The 24,907-nt window shown below is 62.2% G+C and carries 22 protein-coding genes; 20 read left to right on the top strand and 2 right to left on the bottom strand.

What is annotated here, in order from left to right; all coding sequences use genetic code 11:
- Nucleotides 1-130: 130 nt before the first annotated feature.
- The 20 genes from mnmG to G542_RS0100370 all read left to right on the top strand — a co-directional run bounded on the left by mnmG (nt 131) and on the right by G542_RS0100370 (nt 19,056).
- Nucleotides 131-2,017, top strand: coding sequence for a tRNA uridine-5-carboxymethylaminomethyl(34) synthesis enzyme MnmG (gene mnmG / locus G542_RS0100465; RefSeq protein ID WP_012698453.1), 1,887 nt, complete (start codon nt 131-133; stop codon nt 2,015-2,017).
- On the top strand, nt 2,014-2,637 hold the full coding sequence (gene rsmG / locus G542_RS0100460; protein ID WP_012698452.1) for a 16S rRNA (guanine(527)-N(7))-methyltransferase RsmG: 624 nt from the start codon (nt 2,014-2,016) through the stop codon (nt 2,635-2,637). Before mnmG ends, rsmG begins: the two co-directional genes overlap by 4 nt.
- A 1-nt stretch (nt 2,638) precedes the next feature.
- Nucleotides 2,639-3,421 (top strand): ParA family protein, encoded by a 783-nt coding sequence (locus G542_RS0100455; protein WP_012698451.1) that lies wholly within the window; start codon nt 2,639-2,641, stop codon nt 3,419-3,421.
- Nucleotides 3,418-4,281: a ParB/RepB/Spo0J family partition protein gene (locus G542_RS0100450; RefSeq protein WP_012698450.1), complete on the top strand. Its 864-nt coding sequence runs from the start codon at nt 3,418-3,420 to the stop codon at nt 4,279-4,281. Before G542_RS0100455 ends, G542_RS0100450 begins: the two co-directional genes overlap by 4 nt.
- Before the next feature lie 99 nt (nt 4,282-4,380).
- Nucleotides 4,381-4,740 carry an ATP synthase subunit I gene (locus tag G542_RS0100445; protein WP_012698449.1) on the top strand — a complete coding sequence of 120 codons (360 nt, stop codon included), beginning with the start codon at nt 4,381-4,383 and terminating at the stop codon, nt 4,738-4,740.
- Between the two features lie 16 nt (nt 4,741-4,756).
- Nucleotides 4,757-5,548: a F0F1 ATP synthase subunit A gene (gene atpB / locus G542_RS0100440; protein ID WP_012698448.1), complete on the top strand. Its 792-nt coding sequence runs from the start codon at nt 4,757-4,759 to the stop codon at nt 5,546-5,548.
- Nucleotides 5,549-5,646: 98 nt separating this feature from the next.
- Nucleotides 5,647-5,928 carry a F0F1 ATP synthase subunit C gene (gene atpE / locus G542_RS0100435; RefSeq protein ID WP_012698447.1) on the top strand — a complete coding sequence of 94 codons (282 nt, stop codon included), beginning with the start codon at nt 5,647-5,649 and terminating at the stop codon, nt 5,926-5,928.
- A gap of 49 nt (nt 5,929-5,977) precedes the next feature.
- Complete coding sequence (locus tag G542_RS0100430; protein ID WP_012698446.1) at nt 5,978-6,448, top strand: F0F1 ATP synthase subunit B; 471 nt, start codon at nt 5,978-5,980, stop codon at nt 6,446-6,448.
- 7 nt (nt 6,449-6,455) lie between these two features.
- Nucleotides 6,456-6,992, top strand: a complete 537-nt coding sequence (locus G542_RS0100425) for a F0F1 ATP synthase subunit delta (protein WP_012698445.1) — start codon at nt 6,456-6,458, stop codon at nt 6,990-6,992.
- Nucleotides 6,993-7,000: 8 nt separating this feature from the next.
- Nucleotides 7,001-8,545, top strand: coding sequence for a F0F1 ATP synthase subunit alpha (gene atpA / locus G542_RS0100420; protein ID WP_012698444.1), 1,545 nt, complete (start codon nt 7,001-7,003; stop codon nt 8,543-8,545).
- Between the two features lie 34 nt (nt 8,546-8,579).
- Nucleotides 8,580-9,446, top strand: coding sequence for a F0F1 ATP synthase subunit gamma (gene atpG / locus G542_RS0100415; protein ID WP_012698443.1), 867 nt, complete (start codon nt 8,580-8,582; stop codon nt 9,444-9,446).
- Between the two features lie 37 nt (nt 9,447-9,483).
- On the top strand, nt 9,484-10,860 hold the full coding sequence (gene atpD, locus G542_RS0100410) for a F0F1 ATP synthase subunit beta (RefSeq protein ID WP_012698442.1): 1,377 nt from the start codon (nt 9,484-9,486) through the stop codon (nt 10,858-10,860).
- Between the two features lie 12 nt (nt 10,861-10,872).
- A complete protein-coding gene (locus G542_RS0100405) occupies nt 10,873-11,295 on the top strand; it encodes a F0F1 ATP synthase subunit epsilon (protein WP_012698441.1) in 423 nt (140 codons plus the stop codon).
- A gap of 100 nt (nt 11,296-11,395) precedes the next feature.
- Nucleotides 11,396-12,760 carry a bifunctional UDP-N-acetylglucosamine diphosphorylase/glucosamine-1-phosphate N-acetyltransferase GlmU gene (gene glmU, locus G542_RS0100400; RefSeq protein WP_027823106.1) on the top strand — a complete coding sequence of 455 codons (1,365 nt, stop codon included), beginning with the start codon at nt 11,396-11,398 and terminating at the stop codon, nt 12,758-12,760.
- Nucleotides 12,761-12,854: 94 nt separating this feature from the next.
- Entirely contained in the window at nt 12,855-14,684 is a 1,830-nt protein-coding gene (gene glmS, locus G542_RS0100395; protein WP_012698439.1) for a glutamine--fructose-6-phosphate transaminase (isomerizing), read from the top strand.
- A gap of 8 nt (nt 14,685-14,692) precedes the next feature.
- Nucleotides 14,693-15,760 carry a dTDP-glucose 4,6-dehydratase gene (gene rfbB, locus G542_RS0100390; protein WP_012698438.1) on the top strand — a complete coding sequence of 356 codons (1,068 nt, stop codon included), beginning with the start codon at nt 14,693-14,695 and terminating at the stop codon, nt 15,758-15,760.
- Nucleotides 15,760-16,641, top strand: a complete 882-nt coding sequence (rfbD, locus tag G542_RS0100385; protein WP_190273258.1) for a dTDP-4-dehydrorhamnose reductase — start codon at nt 15,760-15,762, stop codon at nt 16,639-16,641. Before rfbB ends, rfbD begins: the two co-directional genes overlap by 1 nt.
- A 12-nt stretch (nt 16,642-16,653) precedes the next feature.
- The gene (gene rfbA / locus G542_RS0100380) at nt 16,654-17,523 is read left to right on the top strand and encodes a glucose-1-phosphate thymidylyltransferase RfbA (RefSeq protein ID WP_012698436.1); all 870 of its coding nucleotides are present in this window, start codon (nt 16,654-16,656) and stop codon (nt 17,521-17,523) included.
- A gap of 55 nt (nt 17,524-17,578) precedes the next feature.
- Nucleotides 17,579-18,127 carry a dTDP-4-dehydrorhamnose 3,5-epimerase gene (gene rfbC, locus G542_RS0100375; RefSeq protein WP_027823105.1) on the top strand — a complete coding sequence of 183 codons (549 nt, stop codon included), beginning with the start codon at nt 17,579-17,581 and terminating at the stop codon, nt 18,125-18,127.
- A gap of 143 nt (nt 18,128-18,270) precedes the next feature.
- Nucleotides 18,271-19,056 (top strand): ferredoxin--NADP reductase, encoded by a 786-nt coding sequence (locus G542_RS0100370; protein WP_027823104.1) that lies wholly within the window; start codon nt 18,271-18,273, stop codon nt 19,054-19,056.
- Between the two features lie 159 nt (nt 19,057-19,215).
- Here the strand turns inward: G542_RS0100370 and G542_RS15445 are convergent, their stop codons facing one another.
- Entirely contained in the window at nt 19,216-20,031 is an 816-nt protein-coding gene (locus tag G542_RS15445; protein WP_051189821.1) for an alpha/beta hydrolase, read from the bottom strand.
- Between the two features lie 46 nt (nt 20,032-20,077).
- On the bottom strand, nt 20,078-24,700 hold the full coding sequence (locus tag G542_RS0100360; RefSeq protein ID WP_027823103.1) for an autotransporter domain-containing protein: 4,623 nt from the start codon (nt 24,698-24,700) through the stop codon (nt 20,078-20,080).
- Between the last annotated feature and the right edge of the window lie 207 nt (nt 24,701-24,907).

The following is a 24,907-nucleotide window of genomic DNA, read 5'->3' as shown; positions in this document are numbered from 1 at the left end:
TCGGCGACAGGAGGAAGAATGGCCGGACGGGAGGCAAGATCGACCGCGAAATCAGTCGCTTACCGGGGGGGCGGATTTGGCGTAGAATTGCGCGCTTTTCTGTGCAAAACGCATTGGCAGACTTTCAGCCATGATTTACCCGACCGAATTTGACGTCATCGTCGTCGGTGGCGGCCATGCCGGCACCGAAGCGGCGCTGGCCGCGGCCCGCATGGGACGCAGTACGCTGCTGCTGACCCATAACATCGAAACGCTCGGCCAGATGTCGTGCAATCCGTCGATCGGCGGCATCGGCAAGGGCCATCTGGTCAAAGAGGTGGATGCGCTGGGCGGTGCCATGGCGCTGGCCACCGACATGGGCGGCATCCAGTTCCGTACCCTCAATGCCAGCAAGGGCCCGGCCGTGCGCGCCACCCGCGCGCAGGCCGACCGCGTCCGCTACAAGGCCGCCATCCGCCACATGCTGGAAAACCAGCCCAACCTGTGGCTGTTCCAGCAGGCAGTGGATGACCTGGTGATGCAGGGCGACCGGGTGGCCGGTGCCATTACCCAGGCCGGCATCACGTTCATGAGCCGGACCGTGGTACTGACGGCGGGCACCTTCCTGTCGGGCAAGATCCATATCGGGCTGGAAAACTACACCGGCGGGCGCGCCGGTGATCCGGCCGCCAGCACGCTGGGCGCGCGCCTGCGCGACTACGCCCTGCCGGTGGGCCGGCTGAAGACCGGCACGCCGCCACGCATTGACGGGCGCAGCATTGATTTTTCGGTACTGGAAATGCAGCCGGGCGATGATCCGGCACCGGTGTTCAGCTTTCGCGGTAGCCGCGACATGCACCCGCAGCAGCTGCCGTGCTGGGTGACGCACACCAACCTGCGCACGCACGAGATCATCCGCTCCGGCTTTGACCGCAGCCCGATGTTCACCGGCAAGATCGAAGGCGTAGGGCCGCGTTACTGCCCGAGCATCGAGGACAAGATCAACCGCTTTGCCGACCGCGACAGCCACCAGATTTTCTTGGAACCGGAAGGGCTCGACACGCACGAAATCTATCCGAACGGCGTGTCGACCAGCCTGCCGTTCGATATCCAGCTGGCCGCCTTGCGCAGCATGAAAGGGCTGGAAAACGCCCATATCCTGCGTCCTGGCTACGCCATCGAATACGATTACTTCGATCCGCGCGCGCTCAGGCACACGCTGGAATCCAGACGGGTGGCCGGGCTGTTTTTCGCCGGGCAGATCAACGGCACCACCGGCTATGAAGAAGCCGCCGCACAAGGGCTGCTGGCCGGACTGAATGCCGCCCGCGCCGCGCGTGACGAAGAAGGCTGGTATCCGGGGCGCGAAGAGGCTTACCTCGGAGTGCTGGTGGATGACCTGACCACCCTCGGGGTCAACGAGCCCTACCGGATGTTTACCAGCCGGGCCGAATTCCGCTTGCAGTTGCGCGAGGACAACGCCGACCTGCGCCTGACCGAAACCGGCCGCCGGCTGGGGCTGGTGGGCGATGCGCAGTGGGACATTTTCTGCCGCAAGCGGGATGCCGTGGCGGCCGAACGCGAGCGTCTGAAGTCCACCTGGGTCAATCCGCGGCTGGTGAGCGAAGAAGATGCCCGGCGGGTGCTGGGGCAGCCGGTGGAGCGCGAGTATTCGCTGGAAGAACTGCTGCGCCGGCCTGGCGTGGATTACGCCACGCTGGCCACGCTGCCGGCCTTCGGTGGCGAGGCCCTAAGCGGGGCGGTTGCCGAGCAGGTGGAAATTCAGGTCAAATACCAAGGCTATATCGACCGTCAGCATGAAGAGGTCGCCAGGCGCGAAGCCACCGAGCATGTCCGCATTCCGGCCGCTTTCGATTTTTCCGCCGTCAGCGGACTGTCGAAGGAGGTGCAGCAGAAACTGGCGCTGCACCGGCCGGAAACGCTGGGCCAGGCGTCGCGCATTTCCGGTGTCACGCCGGCCGCGATCTCCCTGCTGCATGTCTATCTCAAACGCGCCGGGGCGCCAAAAAGCGAATGAACCTTAAAGAAGAACTCAAAGCCGGTCTCGCCGAGCTCGGTCTTGCGCTCAGCGCACCGCAGGAACTGCTGCTGGTCCACTATGTCGAGCTGCTCGACAAGTGGAACCGTGTCTACAACCTGACTGCCGTGCGTGAAACCGGCCGCATGCTGTCGTACCACGTGCTCGACAGCCTGGCGGCCCTGCCGCTGGTGGCCGGCCAGCGCATTCTGGACGTGGGTTCGGGTGGCGGCATGCCTGGCATCCCGTTTGCCATCAGCCAGCCGGACTGGTCGCTGACGCTGCTGGATGCCAACCACAAGAAAACCACTTTCCTCAAGCAGGCCGTGATCGAGCTGGGGCTGACCAATACCGAAGTGGTATGCGAGCGGGTGGAGGCTTTCCAGCCGGAGCGCAAGTTTGACGTCATTACTTCGCGGGCGTTTTCCGATCTGGCCGAATTCGTGCGCCTGACCCGCCACTTGCTGGCCGAGGGCGGTGAATGGGCAGCCCTGAAGGGCGTGTACCCCGACGAGGAAATCGCCCAGTTGCCTGAAGACGTATGCGTGCGCGAAGTGATTGAACTCAAGGTGCCGGGGCTGGATGCCGAGCGGCATCTGGTCAAGCTGGGGTTGCGCTGACATGGCCCGGGTGCTGGCAGTAACCAACCAAAAGGGCGGAGTCGGCAAGACCACCACGGTGGTCAATCTGGCAGCCAGTCTGGCCGAGCGTGGCCAGCGGGTCCTGCTGGTCGATCTTGACCCGCAGGGCAATGCCACCATGGGCTCCGGAGTGGACAAGGGGCAGCTGCGCCACAGCGTCTACCATGTGCTGGTGGACGGCATGGATCCGGCGGCGGTGCGCTGCCGGGGCGAGGGCGTGGCGTTTGACGTGCTGCCGGCCAACCGCGATCTGGCTGCGGCCGAAGTCGAGCTGGTGGATGCCGGCCAGCGCGAGTCACGCCTGCGTACGGCGCTGGCATCGATTGCCGGCGAATACGACTACATCCTGATCGATTGTCCGCCGGCGCTGAACCTGCTGACGCTGAACGGGCTGGTGGCGGCTACCGGTGCCATCATTCCGATGCAGTGCGAATACTACGCGCTGGAAGGGTTGTCTGACCTGGTGACCACCCTGCGCAAGCTGCGGGTGGCGCTCAATCCGGCGATCGACATCGTCGGGCTGGTGCGCACCATGTACGACGCCCGCTCGACGCTGGCGCAACAGGTGTCGGCCGAGCTGGCGCAGCATTTCCCCGGCAAGCTGTTTGAAACGGTCATTCCGCGCAATATCCGGCTGGCCGAGGCACCGAGTTACGGTTTGCCGGTGCTGGCCTATGACCGCCGGGCCAAGGGGACCAAGGCTTATCTGGCTCTGGCCGACGAGTTGCTGGCCCGGCTGGATGCAATGGCGGTAACGGCATGAGTGTGTCCAAACAGAAACCCAAAGGGCTGGGGCGCGGGCTGGATGTCCTGCTGGCGGCCCACCATACCGAAGACCGGCTGGCGACGCTGAAAATCAGCGATATCCGCCCGGGTCGCTATCAGCCGCGTACCCACATGGACGAGGCGGCGCTGGCCCAGCTGGCGGACTCGATCCTGGCGCAGGGGGTGATCCAGCCTGTCGTGGTGCGCGAGATCGGTCTGGGTGAATACGAACTGATTGCCGGGGAACGGCGCTGGCGGGCGGCCCGCAAGGCCGGGCTGACCGAGATTCCGGCGGTGGTGCGTGCCGTGCCGGACGAGGCGGCGCTGGCGATTGCCCTGATCGAGAACATCCAGCGCGAGCAGCTCAATGCGCTGGAAGAGGCGCACGGCATCCAGCGGCTGATCGACGAATTCGGCATGACGCACGAGCGGGCTGCGGCGGCGCTGGGACGGTCGCGCAGTGCGGTCAGCAATCTGCTGCGTCTGCTGCATCTGGCTGAACCGGTGCAGGATCTCGTCTATGCTGGGAAGCTCGACATGGGGCACGCACGTGCCCTGTTGCCGTTGCCGGTGCTGGACCAGATCGACATGGCGCGCGACATTGCCGATCGTGGCCTGTCCGTGCGTGAGGCGGAACGGCGCGCCCAGGCGCGTCTCAGCGAGTCGTCGGCTCCCGTGCCGGTGGCAGGCGGGCGCAAGGTCGATCCGGACGTTGCCCGGCTACAGGAGGAGCTGGCTGACCGGCTGGGCGTGGCGGTGAAAATCCGTCATGGCAGCAAGGGGCGCGGGCGTCTCGAGATTGAATATCTTGATTTGGATCAACTGGATAGGTTTCTTGCCGCACTCACGCGCGAGTAATGTGCCAGTAGATTCTGATATTACAATGTGTTATTCGGAATTGACGTTGTGCGCTGCACATTCCTATAATCATGCGGTTTTTCTAGGCGCTTCAAGCCGATGATCACAAAAAGAGTAGGATACGTGATCCGGCTGCAGGTCGGGTTGACGGTGCTGGCAGCCTTGGTTGCCGCCGGTATGGCGCAGGACGCCATGCATGCCGGTCTGTCGGCCCTGCTGGGAGGCGCCATCGTTGTCATGGGCGCTCTGGTTTACATCGGAGTGGCTTTTGCCCGAAAACGGGCCGCACCCGGTGTCCTGGTCCGGCGTCATTTCCGGGCCGAGGCGCTGAAAATGATCGTTACGGCATTTTTGTTTGTGGCGGTCATGCTCTTTTTCAAGAGTGTGTCGGCGTGCGCATTGCTTGGCGGTTTCGCCGCTGCGCAGTCGGCATACTGGTTGGGATTGTTATCCAAATAAAATCGAGAGTGGGCAAATGGCTGGAAATGCTACCGAATACATCAAGCACCACCTGACGCAGGCAACCTGGCCGCACGATGGTGGTTTCTGGGCGATCAACGTGGATACGTTCACGGTTTCGCTCATCCTCGGTTTCCTCTACCTGTTTATCTTTGCACGGGTAGTGCGCGGCTTCCGCGTTGAAAATCCGGGGCGCTTGCAGCTCTTCGTTGAAATGGTTGTGGATATGATCGGCAGCCAAGTCAAGGAAGTCTTTCATCACAAGAGCAACGTGGTTGCCCCTCTGGCGCTGACGATCTTTGTCTGGGTGTTCCTGATGAACGCCATGGACCTGCTGCCGGTTGACCTGTTGCCGTACGGTGCCCAGCTGATCGGCCAGCACGTGTTCGGAGCCGATCCGGCCCACGTCTATCTGCGGGTGGTGGCCTCGGCTGATGCCAACGCAACCTTTGCCATGTCGATCGCCGTGATGTTCCTGATCATCGGTTTCTCGATCAAGGCCAAGGGCTTTGGCGGCTACATGCATGAACTCTTCAGCGCACCGTTCGGTCCGAAGCTCGGCCCGATCAACTTCCTGTTCCAGTTGATCGAACTCATCGCCAAGCCCATCTCTCTCGCACTTCGTCTTTTCGGCAACATGTATGCAGGTGAACTGATCTTCATCCTGATCGCTCTGCTGCCGTGGTGGGTGCAGTGGCCGCTGGGCGCGCCGTGGGCCATCTTCCACATCCTGATCATCACCCTCCAGGCCTTCGTGTTCATGATGCTGACCATCGTGTACCTGAGCTTGGCGGTGGAAGACCACTGACCGGTCTGACCGAACTTACCGCCCTCGGGTGAGGGCGGTGGTAACTACCCCTCTTTAATTTACCCTCATCAACTCGTTCTCACTTTTAGGAGACATCCATGGAAGCACTCGTTTCGCAGATTCAGGGCATGACCGCGCTGGCCGCTGCCATCATGATCGGTCTGGGCGCCATCGGCACCGCTCTGGGCTTCGGCATCCTCGGCGGCAAGTTCCTCGAGAGCTCAGCCCGCCAGCCGGAAATGATCCCGGTTCTGCAAACCAAGCTTTTCATCATTGCCGGTCTGCTGGACGCCATCTCGATGATCGGTGTGGGTGTGGCCCTTCTGTACACGTTCAACAACCCGTTCCTGGCTGCCGCCAAGGCTGCCTTGGGTGCCTGATCAATCCGGCGCAAGCCGGGTGTTGTTGAACTGAAGGAGGAAAACAAACGTGGATATCAACGCAACACTGCTGGGACAGGCGATCACTTTCGCCATCCTGGTGTGGTTCACGATGAAATTCGTTTGGCCTCCGCTGACTAACTTGATGGACGAGCGTGCCAAACGCATCGCGGATGGTTTGGCAGCTGCCGAGCGGGGCAAGCAGGATCTGGAGCAGGCGAGCAAGCGCGTCGACGAACAGATCCGTCTGGCCAAGCAGCAGGCAAGCGAACTGGTGCTGATGGCTGAAAAGCGCGCAGCCCAGATCGTGGATGAGGCTAAGCAGGCAGCCAAGACCGAGAGCGAGAAAATTCTTGTGGATGCTCGCGCTCAGATCGGTCAGGAAGTCCTGCGTGCCAAGGAAGACCTGCGTGGCCAGGTAGCCGACCTCGCAGTCGTGGGTGCAGAGAAGATCCTCAAGCGCGAGATCGACGCCTCCAAGCACGCCGACCTTCTGGCCTCCATCAAAGCGGAGTTGTAATCAGCCCATGGCAGAACTCATTACCGTAGCGCGGCCTTACGCCGAGGCGGTATTCCGGCTGGCCAAGGATGAAGGGCGTCTGGCTCAATGGAGCGAGGCGCTGGCTTGGCTTGCTGCATCTCTGGCCGAACCGGCCGTGAGCGCAGCAGTCGCCAATCCGGAACGCACCGAAGCGGAAGTCGTGACACTGCTGGGCGGGATACTTGGTGACAAGGCCGGTCATGAGGTCAGGAACCTCCTCGAGGCCTTGGCCGAGAATCATCGTCTGGCGCTGTTGCCGGCCATCGCCGAGCAGTTTGAACAGCTCAAGCAGGTCGAAGAGGGTGTCCTGACTGCGGACATCGCATCGGCCTACCCGCTTACCGAGGCGCAATCGGCAGAACTCGCCGCCACGCTCAAGGCCAAGTACGGCAAAGAGATCGTGCTCAAGGCCAGTGTGGACCCGTCGCTGATCGGCGGCGTCCGTATCCTCGTCGGTGACGAAGTCATCGACGCTTCGGTACGCGGCAAACTGCACACGATGGCGATCAGCCTCAAAAGTTAGGAGAGATCATGCAGTTGAACCCTTCTGAAATCAGCGAGCTCATTCGCGCGAAGATTCAGAACCTGCCGTCTGCGACCGAAGCACGTACCACCGGTACCGTGATCTCGGTGACCGACGGTGTCATCCGCATTCACGGCCTCAAGGACGCGATGCAGGGTGAAATGCTCGAATTTCCGGGCGGTACCTACGGTCTGGCCCTCAACCTTGAGCGCGACTCGGTCGGCGCCGTGGTGCTGGGCGAGTACGAGCACATCAGCGAAGGCGACGAAGTCAAGTGCACCGGGCGCATTCTCGAAGTGCCGGTCGGGCCGGAGTTGGTTGGCCGCGTGGTCAATGCTCTGGGCCAGCCGATCGACGGCAAGGGTCCGATCCAGGCCAAGGCTTCCAGCCCGGTCGAGAAAGTGGCTCCGGGCGTGATCGCCCGCAAGTCGGTGGACCAGCCGCTGCAAACCGGCCTCAAGGGCATTGATGCCATGATCCCGATCGGTCGCGGCCAGCGCGAACTGATCATTGGTGACCGCCAGACCGGCAAGACCGCCGTGGCCCTGGATGCGATCATCAACCAGAAGGGTTCCGGCGTCATCTGCATCTATGTTGCCATCGGCCAGAAAGCCTCGTCGATCGCCAACGTGGTGCGCAAGCTCGAAGAGCACGGCGCGATGGACCATACCATCATCGTTGCTGCCTCGGCTTCGGAAACTGCCGCCCTGCAATACATCGCCCCGTACTCCGGCTGCGCGATGGGCGAATACTTCCGCGATACCGGTCGTGACTCCCTGATCGTGTATGACGACCTGTCCAAGCAGGCCGTGGCCTACCGCCAGATCTCCCTGCTGCTGCGTCGCCCGCCGGGCCGCGAAGCCTATCCGGGTGACGTGTTCTATCTCCACAGCCGCCTTCTTGAGCGTGCTGCCCGCGTGAACGCCGAATACGTTGAAAAGCTGACCAACGGTGAAGTGAAAGGCCAGACCGGTTCGCTGACCGCCCTGCCGATCATCGAAACCCAGGCCGGTGACGTGTCTGCCTTCGTGCCGACCAACGTGATTTCGATCACCGACGGCCAGATCTTCCTGGAAACCGACCTCTTCAACGCCGGCATCCGTCCGGCCGTGAATGCCGGTATCTCGGTGTCGCGCGTGGGTGGTGCAGCCCAGACCAACGTGATCAAGAAGCTCGGTGGCGGTATCCGTCTGGCACTGGCCCAGTACCGCGAACTCGCGGCCTTCGCCCAGTTTGCCTCCGATCTTGACGAAGCGACCCGCAAGCAGCTCTCGCACGGTGAAATCGTGACCGAGCTGATGAAGCAGAAGCAGTTCTCGACACTGAAGGTGTCGGAAATGGCCATGACGCTGTATGGCGTGACCAAGGGTTACTACGAAGGCATTCCGGTCAAGACCGCGCTCAAGTTCGAATCCGACTTCCTGTCCAACATCAAGGCCAACCACGCTGAGCTGCTCGCTGACATCGAAAAGAGCGGCAAGCTGTCGGACGAGAACGACAAGAAACTCGCGCAAGCGTACGAATCGTTCAAGGCCGGCTACAACTTCGCCTGATCCTCACAGACGTCAACACTGAAAGGATTGGGAGATGGCAGTCGGCAAGGAAATTCGCAGCAAGATCAAGAGCGTGCAAAGCACGCAAAAGATCACCCGCGCGATGCAGATGGTTGCGACGTCGAAGATGCGCAAGACGCAGGAGCGCATGCGCTCCGCCCGTCCGTATGCCGAAAAGATCCGTGAAGTCATGGCGCATGTCGCCGAGACCAACCCGGACTTCAAGCATCCGGCACTGGAGCGGCGCGATGTGGTCAAGCGCGTCGGCGTGATTCTCGTCACGACGGACAAGGGTTTGTGCGGCGGTCTCAATGCCAATGCCCTGCGTACTTTCTACCAGTACGCAGAGCGTTGGGCCGAGCAAGGCATCGAAGTGGATGTCTGCTGCTTTGGCCAGAAAGGCTATGCCGCGCTGACCCGTCTGGACATGAAGGTCGTGTCGAGCGCCACCCAGCTGGGCGACACGCCGCAGCAGGAAAAGCTGCTCGGCCCGGCCTCTCATATCGTTCGCGCCTATCTCGACGGTGAGATCGACGAATTGCACATCGTGTATTCGAAGTTCCTCAACACCATGAAGCAGGAGCCGCGTGTCGAACAGCTGCTGCCGCTCAAGACCGAAGAGCTGGAGAGCGAGTTCCCGTATTCGTGGGACTACCTCTACGAGCCGGACGTGCGTGGCGTGCTGGACGTGTTGGTGCGCCGCTATCTCGAGTCCGTCGTCTACCAGGCGGTCAGCGAGAACATGGCGAGCGAGCAGTCCGCCCGGATGGTGGCCATGAAGGCCGCTACCGACAACGCGGCCCAGGCGATCGAGCGACTCAAGCTCACTTACAACAAGGCCCGTCAGGCCGCGATTACGACCGAACTGTCGGAAATCTGCGCTGGCGCTGCCGCGGTGTAATGCGCTGCGAACGGATTACTTAATTGGGATTTGAACAATGAGCCAAGGCAAAATCGTACAGATCATTGGTGCGGTGATCGACGTGGAATTTCCGCGCGATTCCATCCCCAGGGTCTATGACGCCCTCAAGGTCGAAAGCACTGGCCTGACGCTGGAAGTGCAACAGCAGCTCGGTGACGGCGTCGTGCGCTGCATCGCCATGGGCAGCTCTGACGGCCTCAAGCGCGGCCTGCCGGTGACCAACACCGGTGCCGCCATCTCGGTGCCGGTCGGCACCGCAACACTGGGCCGCATCATGGACGTGCTTGGTACCCCGATCGACGAACTCGGTCCGGTGGCCACCGAAGAGCGCATGCCGATCCACCGTGCCGCTCCGAAGTTCGACGAGCTTTCCGCTTCGTCCGAACTGCTGGAAACCGGCATCAAGGTGATCGACCTGCTGTGCCCGTTTGCCAAGGGCGGCAAAGTGGGCCTGTTCGGCGGCGCCGGTGTGGGCAAGACCGTGAACATGATGGAACTGATCCGCAACATCGCCATCGAGCACAGCGGCTTCTCCGTGTTTACCGGTGTGGGTGAACGTACCCGCGAGGGCAACGACTTCTATCACGAAATGAAGGAGTCGAACGTTCTCGACAAGGTGGCGCTGGTTTACGGCCAGATGAACGAACCGCCGGGCAACCGTCTGCGCGTGGCACTGACCGGCCTGACCATGGCCGAGAAGTTCCGTGACGAAGGCCGTGACGTGCTGCTGTTCGTGGACAACATCTACCGCTACACCCTGGCCGGTACCGAAGTGTCGGCCCTTCTGGGTCGCATGCCGTCGGCCGTGGGCTACCAGCCGACGCTGGCCGAAGAAATGGGCAAGTTCCAGGAACGCGTGGCTTCGACCAAGACCGGTTCGATCACCTCGATCCAGGCCGTGTACGTGCCTGCCGATGACTTGACCGACCCGTCGCCTGCCACCACCTTTGCCCACCTGGATGCTACCGTGGTGCTGAGCCGTGACATTGCCTCGCTGGGTATCTACCCGGCCGTGGACCCGCTCGACTCGACTTCGCGCCAGCTTGACCCGCTCGTGGTGGGTGACGAGCATTACAGCGTGGCCCGTGGCGTGCAGATGACCCTGCAGAAGTACAAGGAACTGCGTGACATCATCGCGATTCTGGGCATGGACGAACTGTCGGCTGACGACAAGCTGACCGTGGCCCGCGCCCGCAAGATCCAGCGCTTCCTGTCGCAGCCGTTCTTCGTGGCTGAAGTGTTCACCGGCAGCCCGGGCAAGTTCGTGTCCCTCAAGGACACCATCAAGGGCTTCAAGGCCATCCTCAGCGGCGAATACGACCACCTGCCGGAACAGGCGTTCTACATGGTAGGCGGCATCGAAGAAGCCGTTGAAAAAGCCGCGTCGCTGTAAAAGGGGTAGGCCATGAGTACGATGCATGTGGAAGTGGTCAGTGCCGAAGCGCAGATCTATTCGGGTGAAGCCGAGTTTCTGGTCGCACCGGGAGAGATGGGCGAGCTCGGTGTCTATCCGCGCCACGTGCCGCTCCTGACCCGCATCAAGCCCGGCCCGTTGCGCATTCGCGTACCGGGTCAGGCCGAAGAAGTCATCGTCGCTGTCTCGGGCGGTTTGATGGAGGTCCAGCCGGACGCCATCACCGTCCTCGCCGATGTCGCCGTTCGCGGTGACGAGATCGACGAAGCACGTGCCGAAGCAGCCAAGAAAGCTGCCGAAGCCGCGCTCGAGAAGGCTACCGATGACCGGGAAACGGCTGCGGCGCGCCAGGCGCTGAAGACCGCCATCGCCGAACTCAAGGCGCTCGACTACCTGCGTCGTCGCGTGCACTGAGCCCGTTACGGACCGGGCCGGTATGGTCCCGCCAGAGAAGGCTGTTATCCTTGCGATAACAGCCTTTTTGCTTTGTTGAACCCGATTTCCGACTCTATCCATGACTTCTCTCAGTATCGTGATTCTCGCCGCCGGTCGCGGCAAACGCATGTATTCGAACCTGCCCAAGGTCCTGCACCGTCTGGCCGGGCAACCGATGCTCGGCCGGGTGATCGATACCGCCCGGCAACTGCATCCCGCCCGCCTGTGCGTGGTCTATGGTCACGGGGGCGAGGCAGTCCGTTCGGCCTTTGCCGATGCTGATGACATTGTCTGGGCCGAGCAGGCCGAACAGCTGGGAACCGGCCACGCACTCCGCATGGCCTTGCCCTGTCTGCCGGCCGAAGGGCAGGTACTGGTGTTGTATGGTGATGTACCTCTGGTCACGGCCGACACCCTGCGCACCCTGGTTGAGCGCGCCGGCGAATCCCTGTCGCTGCTGACCGACACGCCGGACGATCCCGCCGGGTATGGTCGTGTGGTGCGTCAGCCGGACGGAACCGTGCGGGCCATCGTCGAGGAAAAGGATGCCAGCCCCGGGCAGAAAGCCATCCGTGAAATCAATACCGGCATGATGGTGCTGCCGGCGTCCCGGCTGGCTGGCTGGCTGGCTGCTCTCGATAACCGCAACGCCCAGGGTGAGTATTACCTGACCGATGTCATCGGGCTGGCAGTGGCCGATGGCCTGGCGGTGACTGCCGTACCGGTGGAACAGTCATGGCAGGCTGCCGGGATCAACTCCAAGCGGCAACTGGCCGAACTCGAGCGCATCTACCAGCGCAACGAAGCCGGCCGCCTGCTGGACCAGGGCGTGACCCTGCTGGATCCGGCACGCTTCGACCTGCGCGGCGAACTGCACTGCGGCCGTGATGTCAGCATTGATGTCGGCTGCGTGTTCGAAGGCCGGGTCGAACTGGGTGACGGTGTGGAAATCGGTGCCCACTGCGTGCTCCGTAATGTCACCCTGGACGCAGGAACCCGCGTGGCACCTTTCAGTCATCTGGACGGTGCACGGGTCGGCCGCAATGGCCGCATCGGTCCGTTCGCCCGGCTGCGGCCAGGCGCCGAGCTGGCCGAATCGGTGCACGTCGGCAACTTTGTCGAGATCAAGAACAGCCAGCTGGGGACCGGCAGCAAGGCCAACCATTTGACGTATCTGGGCGACAGTACGGTGGGTAGCCGGGTCAATATCGGTGCCGGAACCGTGACGTGCAATTATGATGGCGTCAATAAATTCCGGACGGTGATCGAGGACGATGTTTTCGTCGGCTCCGGCTCCATGCTGGTGGCTCCGGTGACGCTGGAGCACGGCGCTACGGTGGGCGCCGGATCGGTTGTTACCAAAACGGCCCCGGCCGATGCGCTGACGCTGGCCCGGGCGAAACAGCTGAGCCTGAGCGGCTGGAAGCGGCCGCAAAAGGGCTGAGGCGATGGGGCGTAACGGGTTTGCTACAATGTGCGCCTGAATCTTCAACATGCCACCCGCAAGGGTGGCATTGCAACGTGTAGGAAGACTGCCAATGTGTGGAGTTGTCGGGGCGATTGCCCGCCAGAACATCGTGCCGCTGCTGATCGACGGCCTCAAGCGGCTGGAATACCGCGGCTACGATTCCTCGGGGCTGGCCATCCTTGCCGGGGACAGCATCCGCCGGGTACGCCGGGTCGGCCGTGTGGCCGAGATGGAAGCTGCCGCCCGGTCCGAAGGACTGAGCGGATGCCTGGGCATTGGCCATACCCGCTGGGCTACCCACGGAGGCGTGACCGAGCCCAATGCCCACCCGCACGTTTCCGGCGGCCTGATTGCACTGGTGCATAACGGCATTATCGAAAACCATGAAACCAGACGTAACGAGCTCGCTGCGGCCGGCTATGCCTTCGAGTCGCAGACCGATACCGAGGTGATTGCCCACCTGATCCATCGGCATTATCTGGCTTGCGGTGATCTGTTCGAAGCCGTGCGGCAGGCCGTGCGCGAGTTGTCGGGTGCCTACGCCATCTGCGTGATGGCACAGGACCGGCCGGGCGAACTGGTGGTGGCACGCATGGGCTGCCCGCTGCTGATCGGTCTGGGGGAGCAGGCAAACTTCGTCGCTTCCGACGTTTCGGCCATCCTGAGTGCCACGCGGCGCGTGGTGTTTCTGGAAGAGGGGGACGTGGCACGCCTGACCTGCGACAGCATCAGCCTGACCAATGCCGACGGCGAGCCGGTCGAGCGGCCGGTGCGGCAAAGCGAGGTGTCGCTGGCTTCGCTGGAGCTGGGTCCGTACCGCCACTTCATGCAGAAGGAAATCCACGAGCAGCCCAAGGCGGTGGCCGACACGCTGGAAGTGGCGCAGACCGCCGGATTCGATGCAGCCCTGTTCGGGGCCGAAGCTCCGGCGCGGCTGGCCACGGTGCGCGGCGTCAAGATCCTGGCGTGCGGCACCAGCTATTACGCCGGGCTGACCGCCAAATACTGGATCGAAAGCCTGGCCAACCTGCCGTGCGACGTGGAAATCGCCAGTGAATACCGCTACCGCAACGCATGGGCGGACCCGGACTACCTGATCGTGACCATTTCGCAGTCGGGCGAGACGCTCGACACCATGGAGGCGCTCAAGTACGCCCGCCAGCTGGGGCACCGGACAGCCCTGTCGATCTGCAACGTGGCCGAATCGGCCATCCCGCGCGCGTCGGACCTCGTGTTCTATACCCGCGCCGGTGCGGAAATCGGCGTGGCGTCCACCAAGGCGTTCACCACCCAGCTGGTGGCCCTGTTTCTGCTGGCCGGCGTGCTGGCCAGACTGCGCCAGCGCCTGACGGCCGAACAGGAGGCCCATGCGCTGGAAGAGCTGCGCAGCCTGCCGGCCAGCATCCAGCATGCGCTGAACCTGGAGCCGCAGATCCAGTTGTGGGCCGAGCAGTTTGCCGTCAGGAACGACGCGCTGTTCCTGGGGCGCGGCCTGCACTATCCGATCGCGCTGGAAGGTGCGCTCAAGCTCAAGGAAATTTCCTACATCCACGCCGAAGCATATCCGGCCGGCGAGCTCAAGCACGGGCCGCTGGCGCTGGTGGACGAGCAGATGCCGGTCGTGGTGATTGCTCCCAACGACAGCCTGCTGGAAAAGGTCAAATCGAACATGCAGGAAGTGCGTGCCCGTGGCGGCGAGCTGTTCGTGTTCGCCGACGCGGACAGCCACTTCGAGGCATCAGCCGGTGTCCACGTGATCCGCACGCCACGGCATGTAGGTCTGGTGTCGCCGATCGTGCATGCCATCCCGGTGCAATTGCTGGCCTATCATGTGGCCCTGGCGCGCGGTACCGATGTCGACAAGCCGCGTAATCTGGCCAAGAGCGTAACGGTGGAGTAAGCAAGCCAATGACCATCCTGGTAACCGGTGGAGCCGGTTTTATCGGCAGCAATTTCGTACTCGACTGGCTGGCGCAGTCGGATGAGCCTGTCGTCAATCTCGACAAGCTGACTTATGCCGGCAATCTGGAAACCCTGCAGTCACTGGAGGGAGATGCCCGCCATGCATTCGTGCGCGGTGACATCGGCGACAACGCGCTGGTCACGCAGTTGCTGGCAACACACCAGCCGCGTGCCGTCATCCATTTTGCGGCCGAAAGCCATGTAGACCGCTCGATCCATGGTGCGGCCGATTTCATCCAGACCAATATCGTCGGCACGTTCAGCCTGCTGGAGTCGGTACGGCAGTACTGGCAGGCACTGCCTGCCGGGGATCAGGCCGTTTTCCGTTTCGTGCACGTGTCGACAGACGAGGTGTTCGGCAGCCTGGAACCCGGTGCAGCTCCGTTTACCGAGGCGCACGGCTACGAGCCGAACAGTCCCTATTCAGCCAGCAAGGCGGCCAGCGACCATCTGGTCCGTGCCTGGCACCAGACCTATGGCCTGCCGGTCCTGACCACCCATTGCAGCAACAATTACGGTCCGTACCACTTTCCGGAAAAGCTGATTCCGCTGGTGATCCTGAACGCTCTGGCCGGCAAACCGCTGCCGGTATACGGTGACGGCCAGCAGGTACGGGACTGGCTGTATGTCGGTGACCATTGCAGTGCCATCCGGTGCGTACTGGCCCAAGGGGCAGCAGGTGCGACCTACAATATCGGCGGCTGGAACGAAAAAACCAATCTGGAAGTCGTGCAGGCCATTTGTGCTTTGCTGGACGAACTTTCTCCCCGGGCTGACGGTCAGCCATACGCCCTGCAGATTGCCTTTGTCACCGACCGGCCTGGGCATGACCGCCGTTATGCCATTGATGCCGGCCGGCTGGCCCGCGAGCTGGGCTGGCGTCCGGCAGAAACATTCGACACTGGCTTGAGAAAAACCGTGTGCTGGTATCTGGAACACCCGCAGTGGGTTGCCAATGTCACCAGCGGCACCTACCGGGACTGGCTGGCGCAGCACTACGGAGCCGCGGCGTGATGCCTCCCCGGATCCTGCTGACCGGAGCCAATGGACAGGTCGGTTTCGAGTTGCGGCGCGCCCTGGCGCCGCTCGGCGAGGTCTTGGCCATCACGCGACACGAAGCCGATTTGCAGCAACCTTCGTCGATCCTGCCGCTGCTGGACGCTTTCCGGCCCCGGCTGATCGTCAATGCTGCCGCCTGGACTGCTGTGGATCTGGCCGAACAGCAGCCGGACGCTGCGTGGCAGGTGAATGCTGTCCTGCCGGGGGTGCTGGCGCAATGGGCCGCCGACCGGCAGGCAAGGCTGGTGCACTATTCGACGGATTACGTGTTTGACGGTCTGGCCTCGCGACCGTACGACGAAACCGATCCCGCACATCCATTGTCGGTCTATGGCCAGAGCAAGTGGGCCGGAGAGGAAGCCGTCCGTGTCGCGGGCGGTGCTCCGGTGATTGTGCGGACCAGCTGGGTGTTCGGTGCGCACGGGCACAATTTCCTGAAAACCGTCTTGCGGCTGGCAGCGGAGCGTGAGCAGCTGGCGATCGTGGCCGACCAGACAGGTGCGCCGACACCGGCGAGCCTGATTGCCGACGTGACCGCTCATCTGGTCCGGCACTGGCCTGATGAAGGAGCGACCTACCATCTGGCGGGCCAGGGTGAAACCAGCTGGCATGGTTATGCCTGCGAGGTGGTCCGGATTGCCCGGGCGCTGGGCTGGTCCCTGCGGGCGACCGAAACAGCGATCCGGCCGATCGCAACGTCCGATTATCCCTTGCCGGCAGTCCGGCCGGCCAACAGCCGGCTGGACTGCCGGAAAATCCAGGCTGACCTGCAACTGTGGCTGCCGGACTGGCAGTCCGGAGTCAGACAGGTACTGGCAAGCCTGCAATCTTCCTGAACGGTGGTTTTGATGCAGCGTAAAGGCATTATCCTGGCCGGCGGTTCCGGTACCCGCCTGTATCCGGCCACGCTGGCAGTCAGCAAGCAGCTGCTGCCGATCTATGACAAGCCGATGATTTACTACCCGCTCAGCACCCTGATGCTGGCGCAGATCCGTGACGTGCTGATCATCTCCACGCCGCAGGATACGCCGCGCTTCCAGAGCCTGCTAGGGGACGGCAGCCAGTGGGGCATGAACCTGCAGTACGCGGTCCAGCCCAGTCCGGACGGGCTGGCGCAGGCTTTCCTGATCGGAGCGGATTTTCTGGCCGGAGCGCCGTCGGCGCTGGTGCTTGGCGACAACATTTTCTACGGCCACGATTTTGTCCGGTTGCTGACGGATGCCGGTCGGCAACATGACGGTGCCACGGTGTTTGCCTATCACGTGCAGGATCCGGAACGCTACGGGGTGGTGGAGTTCGATGCTGCCGGCAAGGCGCTGTCCATCGAGGAAAAGCCCGTACGGCCCAAGTCCGGCTATGCCGTGACCGGTCTGTATTTTTATGATTCCCGGGTTGTCGACATCGCCCGTGAAGTCCGCCCGTCGCCGCGTGGCGAGCTGGAGATCACCGACGTCAACAACGCCTATCTGCGTCAGGGGCTGCTGGACGTGCAAACCATGGGACGCGGCTACGCATGGCTGGATACCGGTACGCACGAGTCCATGCTGGAAGCCAGCCAGTTCATTGCCACGGTGGAAAAACGCCAGGGCCTGAAAGTTGCCTGTCCGGAAGAGATTGCCTATCAGGCCGGCTGGATTGATGCGGAGCAGGTGGCGGCACTGGCGGCGCCGATGCAGAAAAATGCCTATGGGCAATACCTGCTGCGCCTGCTGGCATAGCATTCATCCGGTATCGCCCGCCAGAGCGGCGGACCTTCAGGACAGGTACAAGACCATGAAAGTCATCGATACGGCGATTGCCGAAGTCAAGATCATCGAGCCGCGCGTGTTCGAGGATGAGCGGGGTTTCTTTTTCGAGAGCTTCAACCAGCAGCGTTTTGAAGAAGCCATTGGCTACCCGGTGGAGTTCGTGCAGGACAATCACAGCCGTTCATCACGCGGCGTGTTGCGCGGACTGCATTACCAGCAGGCACCGCATGCCCAGGGCAAGCTGGTGCGCTGTGTGGCTGGCGCGGTGTGGGACGTGGCCGTTGATCTGCGGCAAAGCTCACCGACATTCGGCCAGTCGGTCGGTGTGGAGTTGTCTGCCGGCAACCGGCGGCAACTGTGGATTCCGGCCGGGTTTGCCCACGGCTTCCTGACCTTGAGCGAGTCGGCCGAATTCCTCTACAAGACCACGGATTATTACGCGCCGGCAGCAGAAGTGTGCCTGCGCTGGAATGACCCCGTGCTGGCGATTGCATGGCCGGAGGCAGTCAGGCCGGTGCTGTCCGTGAAAGACGGGCAGGGTCTGGACTGGCATCAGGCGCCCTGGTTTGCCTGATCGGACGTCAGTGGAAATGCTTATGGAATTAAATATATCCCTATCGACTATATGGATAAGCGATATCGCCATTCCCCATTAACCGGCCAGACCGGTATGCCTACAATCCGGCCATTCCGACAAAAACGATGATTGTTGCTGCAATGGCCATTCCCGCTTCGATGACTGCCGAGCGTGTCCTGTCCGTTCACCACTGGAACGACACGCTGTTTTCCTTCTCCTGCACCCGCGATCCGGGGCTGCGCTTCATCAATGGCCAGTTCGTCATGATCGGCCTTGAAGTCGACGGCAAGCCGCTGATGCGTGCGTACAGCGTTGCCAGTTCCAACTACGAGGAAAACCTGGAGTTCTACAGCATCAAGGTACAGGACGGCCCGCTGACCTCGCGGTTGCAGCATCTCAAGGAAGGCGACACGGTGCTGATCAGCCGCAAGCCGACCGGTACGCTGGTGCAGGACAACCTGCTGCCGGGCAAGCGCCTGTACCTGTTGTCCACTGGCACCGGGCTGGCGCCGTTCATGTCCATCATCAAGGATCCGGACATTTATGAACGCTACGAAAAAGTCATCCTGACACATGGCGTACGCTGGGTCAGCGAGCTGGGCTACCACGACTACATCGAGAAAGAACTGCCGCAGAACGAGTTTTTTGGCGACATGGTGCGTGAAAAACTGGTGTATTACCCCACGGTAACGCGGGAGCCGTTCCGCAACCAGGGCCGGCTGACCGACCTGATCGCCAGCGGCAAACTGTGCCATGACTTGGGTTTGCCCCAGCTCAACCCGTCCGAGGACCGGGTGCTGATCTGCGGCAGTCCGTCCATGCTGCACGACCTGTGCGTGATGCTGGACGGCATGGGTTTTCGCGAGTCCCCGCGCATGGGTGAACCGGCCGATTACGCCATTGAACGTGCCTTTGTCGAAAAATGACCCGGGCCGGGACATGTTTCCCGGCTTTTGCCGTCTTGCGGGCGGTTCCTGTTCCTTGGCTGCAAGGCGCTGCCGGCATCAGCCGGGGTCCAGGTAGTGACAGCCAGCCCGACCGGGCTGGCTGTATTCTTCCTGCGGCGGGGTCTGTCGGCCGTCATGTCAGCGTGCAGGGGTATTTCCGTGTTGCCACTGTTGCAGCCAGCCTTCCAGATGCCCGGCCTCCACGATGTGCAGCTGTCCTTCCAGACCATAACGTGCCAGAAGGACACGGGTCAGCGCAGGAGGGACAACCTGGTCCTGTACACCGGCCCAATGGGTTTGCGGCAGACGGGCAATCTGTGGCAAGGCTTCTGCTGCATTGAGTGAACCGCTCAAAGGCGAAACACCGTGCCACGCACTCCAGGCTGCATGGTCAAGATTGCCGGCAATCGTTTGCAGGGCAGCGACGTCATGGCGCCGGGCAGCCAGCAAGACAGCCAGCGCACCGCCGCCGGAGTAGCCGATCAGCTCGAACGAAGTCACTCTCGTGGCGGTTTTAAGGGCATCCAGTGCCTGCGAAAGGCGAGCGACCACTTCGGGGGCAAAGCGGTGGCTGCTCCAGTAGCGGGGCGAGCAAGGAGACTGGCCGGCACCGCCATACTGGCAAGGGCGGGCGAGGTAGGCGACATTCGGGCGCCCGTCAGCACGGGCCAGCCACATGGCCAGTGGCTTTACCGGGGTCGGGTCAGCCGAAATGATGGTACGGCTGGCCCATGCCCGGCCGTCACCTTCCAGATAAACAACCAGCTGTTTTTCCGTCAGGGGACCGACCGGCTGCCAGTAGCGGACGGGCAGGCCGTCGCCGGCCAGCGTTTTGGCCTCGAAACGCGCGCCCGGCAAGGTGTCTGGCTGGAGGCCGTTGCCAATGATGCCGGGCTGGCTGGCGCAACCTGCCAGCAGGCCGGCCAGGGCCGCAGCAAAAAGGCGGCGGACCAAGCCGCCGCCATCAAAAGACCTGTTGTCAGGCGTCAAGCCACCCTCCCTAGAATGCGTAACGGGCTTTGACGGATGCCGTGCCGTTGCTGTAACCGCCCTTGCGCCATTCTCCGTCTAGGCGGCCGGTGATTTCCAGTCCGCCCTTGCCGGTATCGGCCTTGTGGGTGTAACCCAGACCGGCGCGCCACAGCCAGCGGCTCTGATCGGTGGCCCGGGTGGAGAATACGGCACCGGGTTCGCCGGCAAAGGCCGAGGTCAGCTGGGCGCCGTCGTTCATCAGGTCGAACGCTGCACCAAAGTTGAGGGCTACCGACTGGCGCTCGTCCAGCGGGAGCGTGATCCGGTTATCCACAGCCAGCAGCAGCTGTTCGACCGAGCGGGCATCATTAACCAGCGATGCCGCTCCGGCTCCGGTTTCCCGGTAGGCATCCTCCTTGATCCGGGTGTAGTCTAGGCGGACTGACGGGGTATTGCTCATGCCGCTGCCAAACGCAAACGTACGGCCAAGACCAGCCCCGGCGTGATAGCTGGTGCTGTCGTAATCGGAACTGGCGATGGTGTTCATGAACGGCAGCTGGCGCTCGCCCTTGTTGCGGTTGCGGCCGCCGTCCAGCTGGAAGTTGAATTCCGTGATGTCATCCAGCTGGACACTGCCGTAGCCGATCAGCTGGTAAACGTCGACCTTGGACGATTGCGGGGCTGAAGACGACAGGCCGTCCACATTGCTGTGGGCATAGGCAAATGCTCCCCCGAGCCGCAAGCGCGGATGGACGGCGGTATCGGCACCAAACACCATGCCACCCGTATTGGCGGTAAAGCCGGCCGTTTCGCTGCGGGCTTCCTGTCTGGCATGGGAGCCGAACGGTTTGACCCACACGTAGCGCTCGCCGGAGAGTTCTTCGCCGGAAGACAGGCCACGGTTTCCTTCGATGCGGGCCTGCACCACGCGGTTGATCGCGCCCAGGCTGTCGCTGACGGCTGACAGTGCGGCCGAATGCAGTGCCGGCGTCAGCTGTTCGACGGCGCGGGCCAGCCCTGACTGCGTGCTGATCCGGCCCAGTGCATTGATCACCGGTGCCATTTCGCCGGCGCTGCCGGTGTTGACCAGCCGGTCGGTAATCTGGTCCAGCGCGCGTGCTGCGCCGCGGTTTGCCAGAGGAACGGAGCTTTGCTGGTCGCTGACGATCTGTTCAAGGTAGACCGACTTGCTGTCGCCTCCTGCCCTCTGGAGCACCAGATCGACATTGTTGCCGGTCTTTTCGGCGCTGAAGTCGAACAGGGCCGAATTGTCGCTGACGCGGAACGTGCCGTCACTGACGAGCTGGGCAGCCTGGATCACGCCGGGCAGCCGGTTCCTGCTGAACAGGGTATCCGAACTGCTGGCACCGGCGCGGATTTCGCTGTCCTGGCGTACGTCGACATCGATCCGGGTGCCGGAGGCCAGCGTCGCCGTATTGCTGATTTTCAGCTTGCTGTAAGTGGTGTTGCCGGTTGCCCGTACGGCGAGGGTGGCGTCGGCCGACTGGGCATAGTTACCCGTAATCCGGTAGTCCGCAGGCCGGGCCAGTGCCAGGCGACCGCTGTTTTGCACGCCATCGGCGGTTTTCAGGGCATCCGTGAGGAAGGGCAGCCCGTCGCTGGCCATTCCCGCCTGGCGCATTGTGTTCCGGGCACTGGTCGACTCCAGCTTGTCCAGAATCAGTTCTCCGCCTGCCTGTACCGTCAGCTGCCTGATGTCGAGTGCCCCGCTGAGGTAGTTGTCTTTGCCGGTGACGGTCACGCGTTCACCCGGGGCGTAGATGTCGCCATGTACACCGGTATGGCCTGCCATCGTCATGCCGCCGAGCCGTGCTTCATCGCGTGAGCGCAGCGCCGGGCTGGGCTGGACCACCAGAACAGCGTAACCTTGGCTGTCCAGCAGTGCCGGCTTGCCGGCCTGTCCTTGTAGCGTCAGGCCACCTGCGTCAGTGTTGCCCGTCAGGATGATGGCAGCAGAGTCGGCCCTGACGGCGCCGGTGATCCGGATGCCTCCTGCCGTTGTATCGGCAAGGGCGATTCCGTAGTCGTTCCCTGCAATCAGGCCGGCATTGTCGATGCCACCCGCCAGCACGGCCCCATCGACTTCAATGCCTGCGTAGGTGCCAAACAACCGGCCCGCTGCCGTATTCACGATGGCGCCCTGCACGGTGGTGCCGTGTTCAAGCAGGATGGCGGAGCCGTTTGTCCCCTCGATACGACCGCTGTTGCGGATGTCGCCGCTGACCGTCATCGGATCACCATCCCAGTCCAGGTGAATGCCGTCTCTTCCAGCGACGATGGTGCCGCTGTTGAGGACCGAGCCCCGGATGACCGAGTCTTGCAGTTCGAGGCCATTGTCCCTGGCCAGAATGGTGCCCTGATTGTCGAGGTTGCCATTCAAGATCAAGTGGTTGGTATCCATGCCGTCAGAGTCGGTGGATTCGATCCTGCCCGCATTGAGGATGCCGCCCGTGATGGTGGAATCGGTAATGTCCAACGCATCGCCAAGGCTCTTTATTTCTCCCGTTGCCGCATTCATGAATCCTTGGGAGAGCGTGGCATTCTCAAGCTGGATCCCATAGGACTCGCTGCTGCCTGTAATCTTTCCGCTATTGGCCAGTTGCCCGTCAATCCAGGTGTTGTTGATGGTCATGGCGATACCACCATCCATCTGGATTTCACCATTGTTCACCAGATTGCCGGTAATCCAGCTCTGGTTCATGTTGATGCCGGTACCCCGGGTGAGGAGTTTTCCGTTGTTGATGAGAGAACCATCAATGTAGGCGTACTCGATCGCTACCGCGTCCTGGCCTCCGTTGCTATTGTCCAGGATACCGGTGGCTTCGTTGACGATGTTGCCGTGGATGGTCAGAGGAGGCATCTCCGGTCCCATGGAACCGGCGCTTGTCGGTTGGGGGGCTGCCAGATCCGGAATGCCGGAAATCCTCAGTGAGGCTCCGTCATTGCTGGTAATGGTGCCGCTGTTGCGGATTGCCAGCTTGTTGCCGTCTGCTCCGGTGACGCCATTCAGGGTTGAGGCACCGGTAATCAGCACGCCATTGATATCATTGACGTAGAGGTTGTTGAGATGCCCGGTCTGTATGGTTCCCTGGTTGTCGATCAGGCCGTTTACGGTGCTGTCGCTTACGACCACCCCGCCGAGCGAGGCATGAATGGTGCCACTGTTGACTACATTCCCGTTGACCTCGGCATTGTTTGCCAGCTCGATGCCGCTTCTGCCGCTTGAGGCATCCAGCGTACCGGCATTGATGATGCCGCCGCTTACCTGTCCGCCGTTCACCAGGATGGCGCTGCCCCGGCGGGTCGACGGATCATCATCATCCCGCAGGGGAGCCAGCGTGATTGTCGCACCGGACTCGTTGTGCAGTCCGCCTGTAATCTGCGTATTGTCGAGCCTGATGCCGCTGTTGACCCCGGCAATCAAGCCGGCATTCTGCACGCCACCCGCTACCTGTGCGTTCAGGACGACAATGCCTTCGGCATGGAGAGCGTCCCAGCCTGCCTGGAAACCGGTCATGGTGCCGGTGTTGCGGATGGAGCCGGCCATGGCTCCGTCCTGATAGAGCAGCCCTTCGACCCGGGTATTGATCGTACCGGCGTTGAGCAGGCCGGCCGTCCCGACTGCGCCGGCTACTGCCACTCCTCCGTTGATGACCCCGGTTGCCTCGTTGATCAGGCCGGTGATGCTGCTGTCTGACTGCACGCTGACAGCATGGGAGTCACCCGGGCCGCCATTTGGTGGCGTGTCGCTGGCAATTACTCCCCGGTTGATGATGGTGCCGTTAATGACCGAGTCATCCACGACCAGGCCGGTTTGCAACAGACCGCTGTTTTCAATGGCAACCCTGTTTCCGGCCGCATCGGCTACCGGACCTGTGATGGTCGAACCAGAGATCAGGATGGAACTGGTGGCGCCGAGCATGGTTCCTTCATTGAGGATCTGGCCGTAGACGGTCGAATCCCGGATGCTCAGGGCATGCTTACCACCACCCATGTTCCCCTGGTTGATGATGTCGCCATAGGCCGTGGAGCCGGTATTGATGTCCAGCGCACTCTGGTTGGCACTGGATACATGTCCGCCGGTTTCGTTGATGAAGACTGTGGAGTCTTCGGTGATCGTGTTCAGCGTGGCGTGGCGGAACTCGATACCGTGGGTGGTGAAGCCTTCAACCCTACCGCTGTTCTGGACACCCAGTACGTTGGTTCCGGAAAACAGGACTCCGCCGTTGCTGCCGGCAATATGGTCGTGGTTTACGAACCCGCCCAGCGTGTTGCTGTCGATTTCGATGGCCGTGTATGCCCCGCTGGCGTGGATATGTCCATCGTTGACAAACGAGCTGGTGATCATTCCATTCTGGATACCGGTGATCCGGACTGCCGGGCCGTCAGATACGTCGATTGATTCTCCTGCCGGCAGGATGACGCGATCCCCGGCATTCACTATGGTGGTTATCGTGCTGCTGGGCAGGTCAATCCAGTCAGCCAGCACCGGCGTGGTGCCAAGCAGGCTGGCGGCACAGGCTGCGGCAACCCGGGTGGCTGCGGGCTTGCCACAGGCCGTGGCGAATTCATGGGCGACAACATAGGCCTGCCGGACGGTCGACCAGACGATACGATGGGTTTTGTTCATGACAGGTGTCCTTCAAGTTAAGCCAGACTCTGGTTTGCATGAAAAGTACGTAGGCATATCTCGTCGGGATGCTAGCAATCACCTGCCAGTCCAGAACTTACAAGACCTTACATGTGTCATGGCTGACTCACCGGGCAGCGGTGCGGCCGTAAAAAGCAAAACGCCGACACGGGTGTCGGCGCTTGAAGGGCATGCATGGGGGGCAAG

This window comes from Laribacter hongkongensis DSM 14985 (assembly GCF_000423285.1).
GTDB lineage: Bacteria > Pseudomonadota > Gammaproteobacteria > Burkholderiales > Aquaspirillaceae > Laribacter > Laribacter hongkongensis.
The sequence above is the reverse complement of the archived record's forward strand: the minus strand, read 5'-3'. Positions and strand labels throughout refer to the sequence as shown.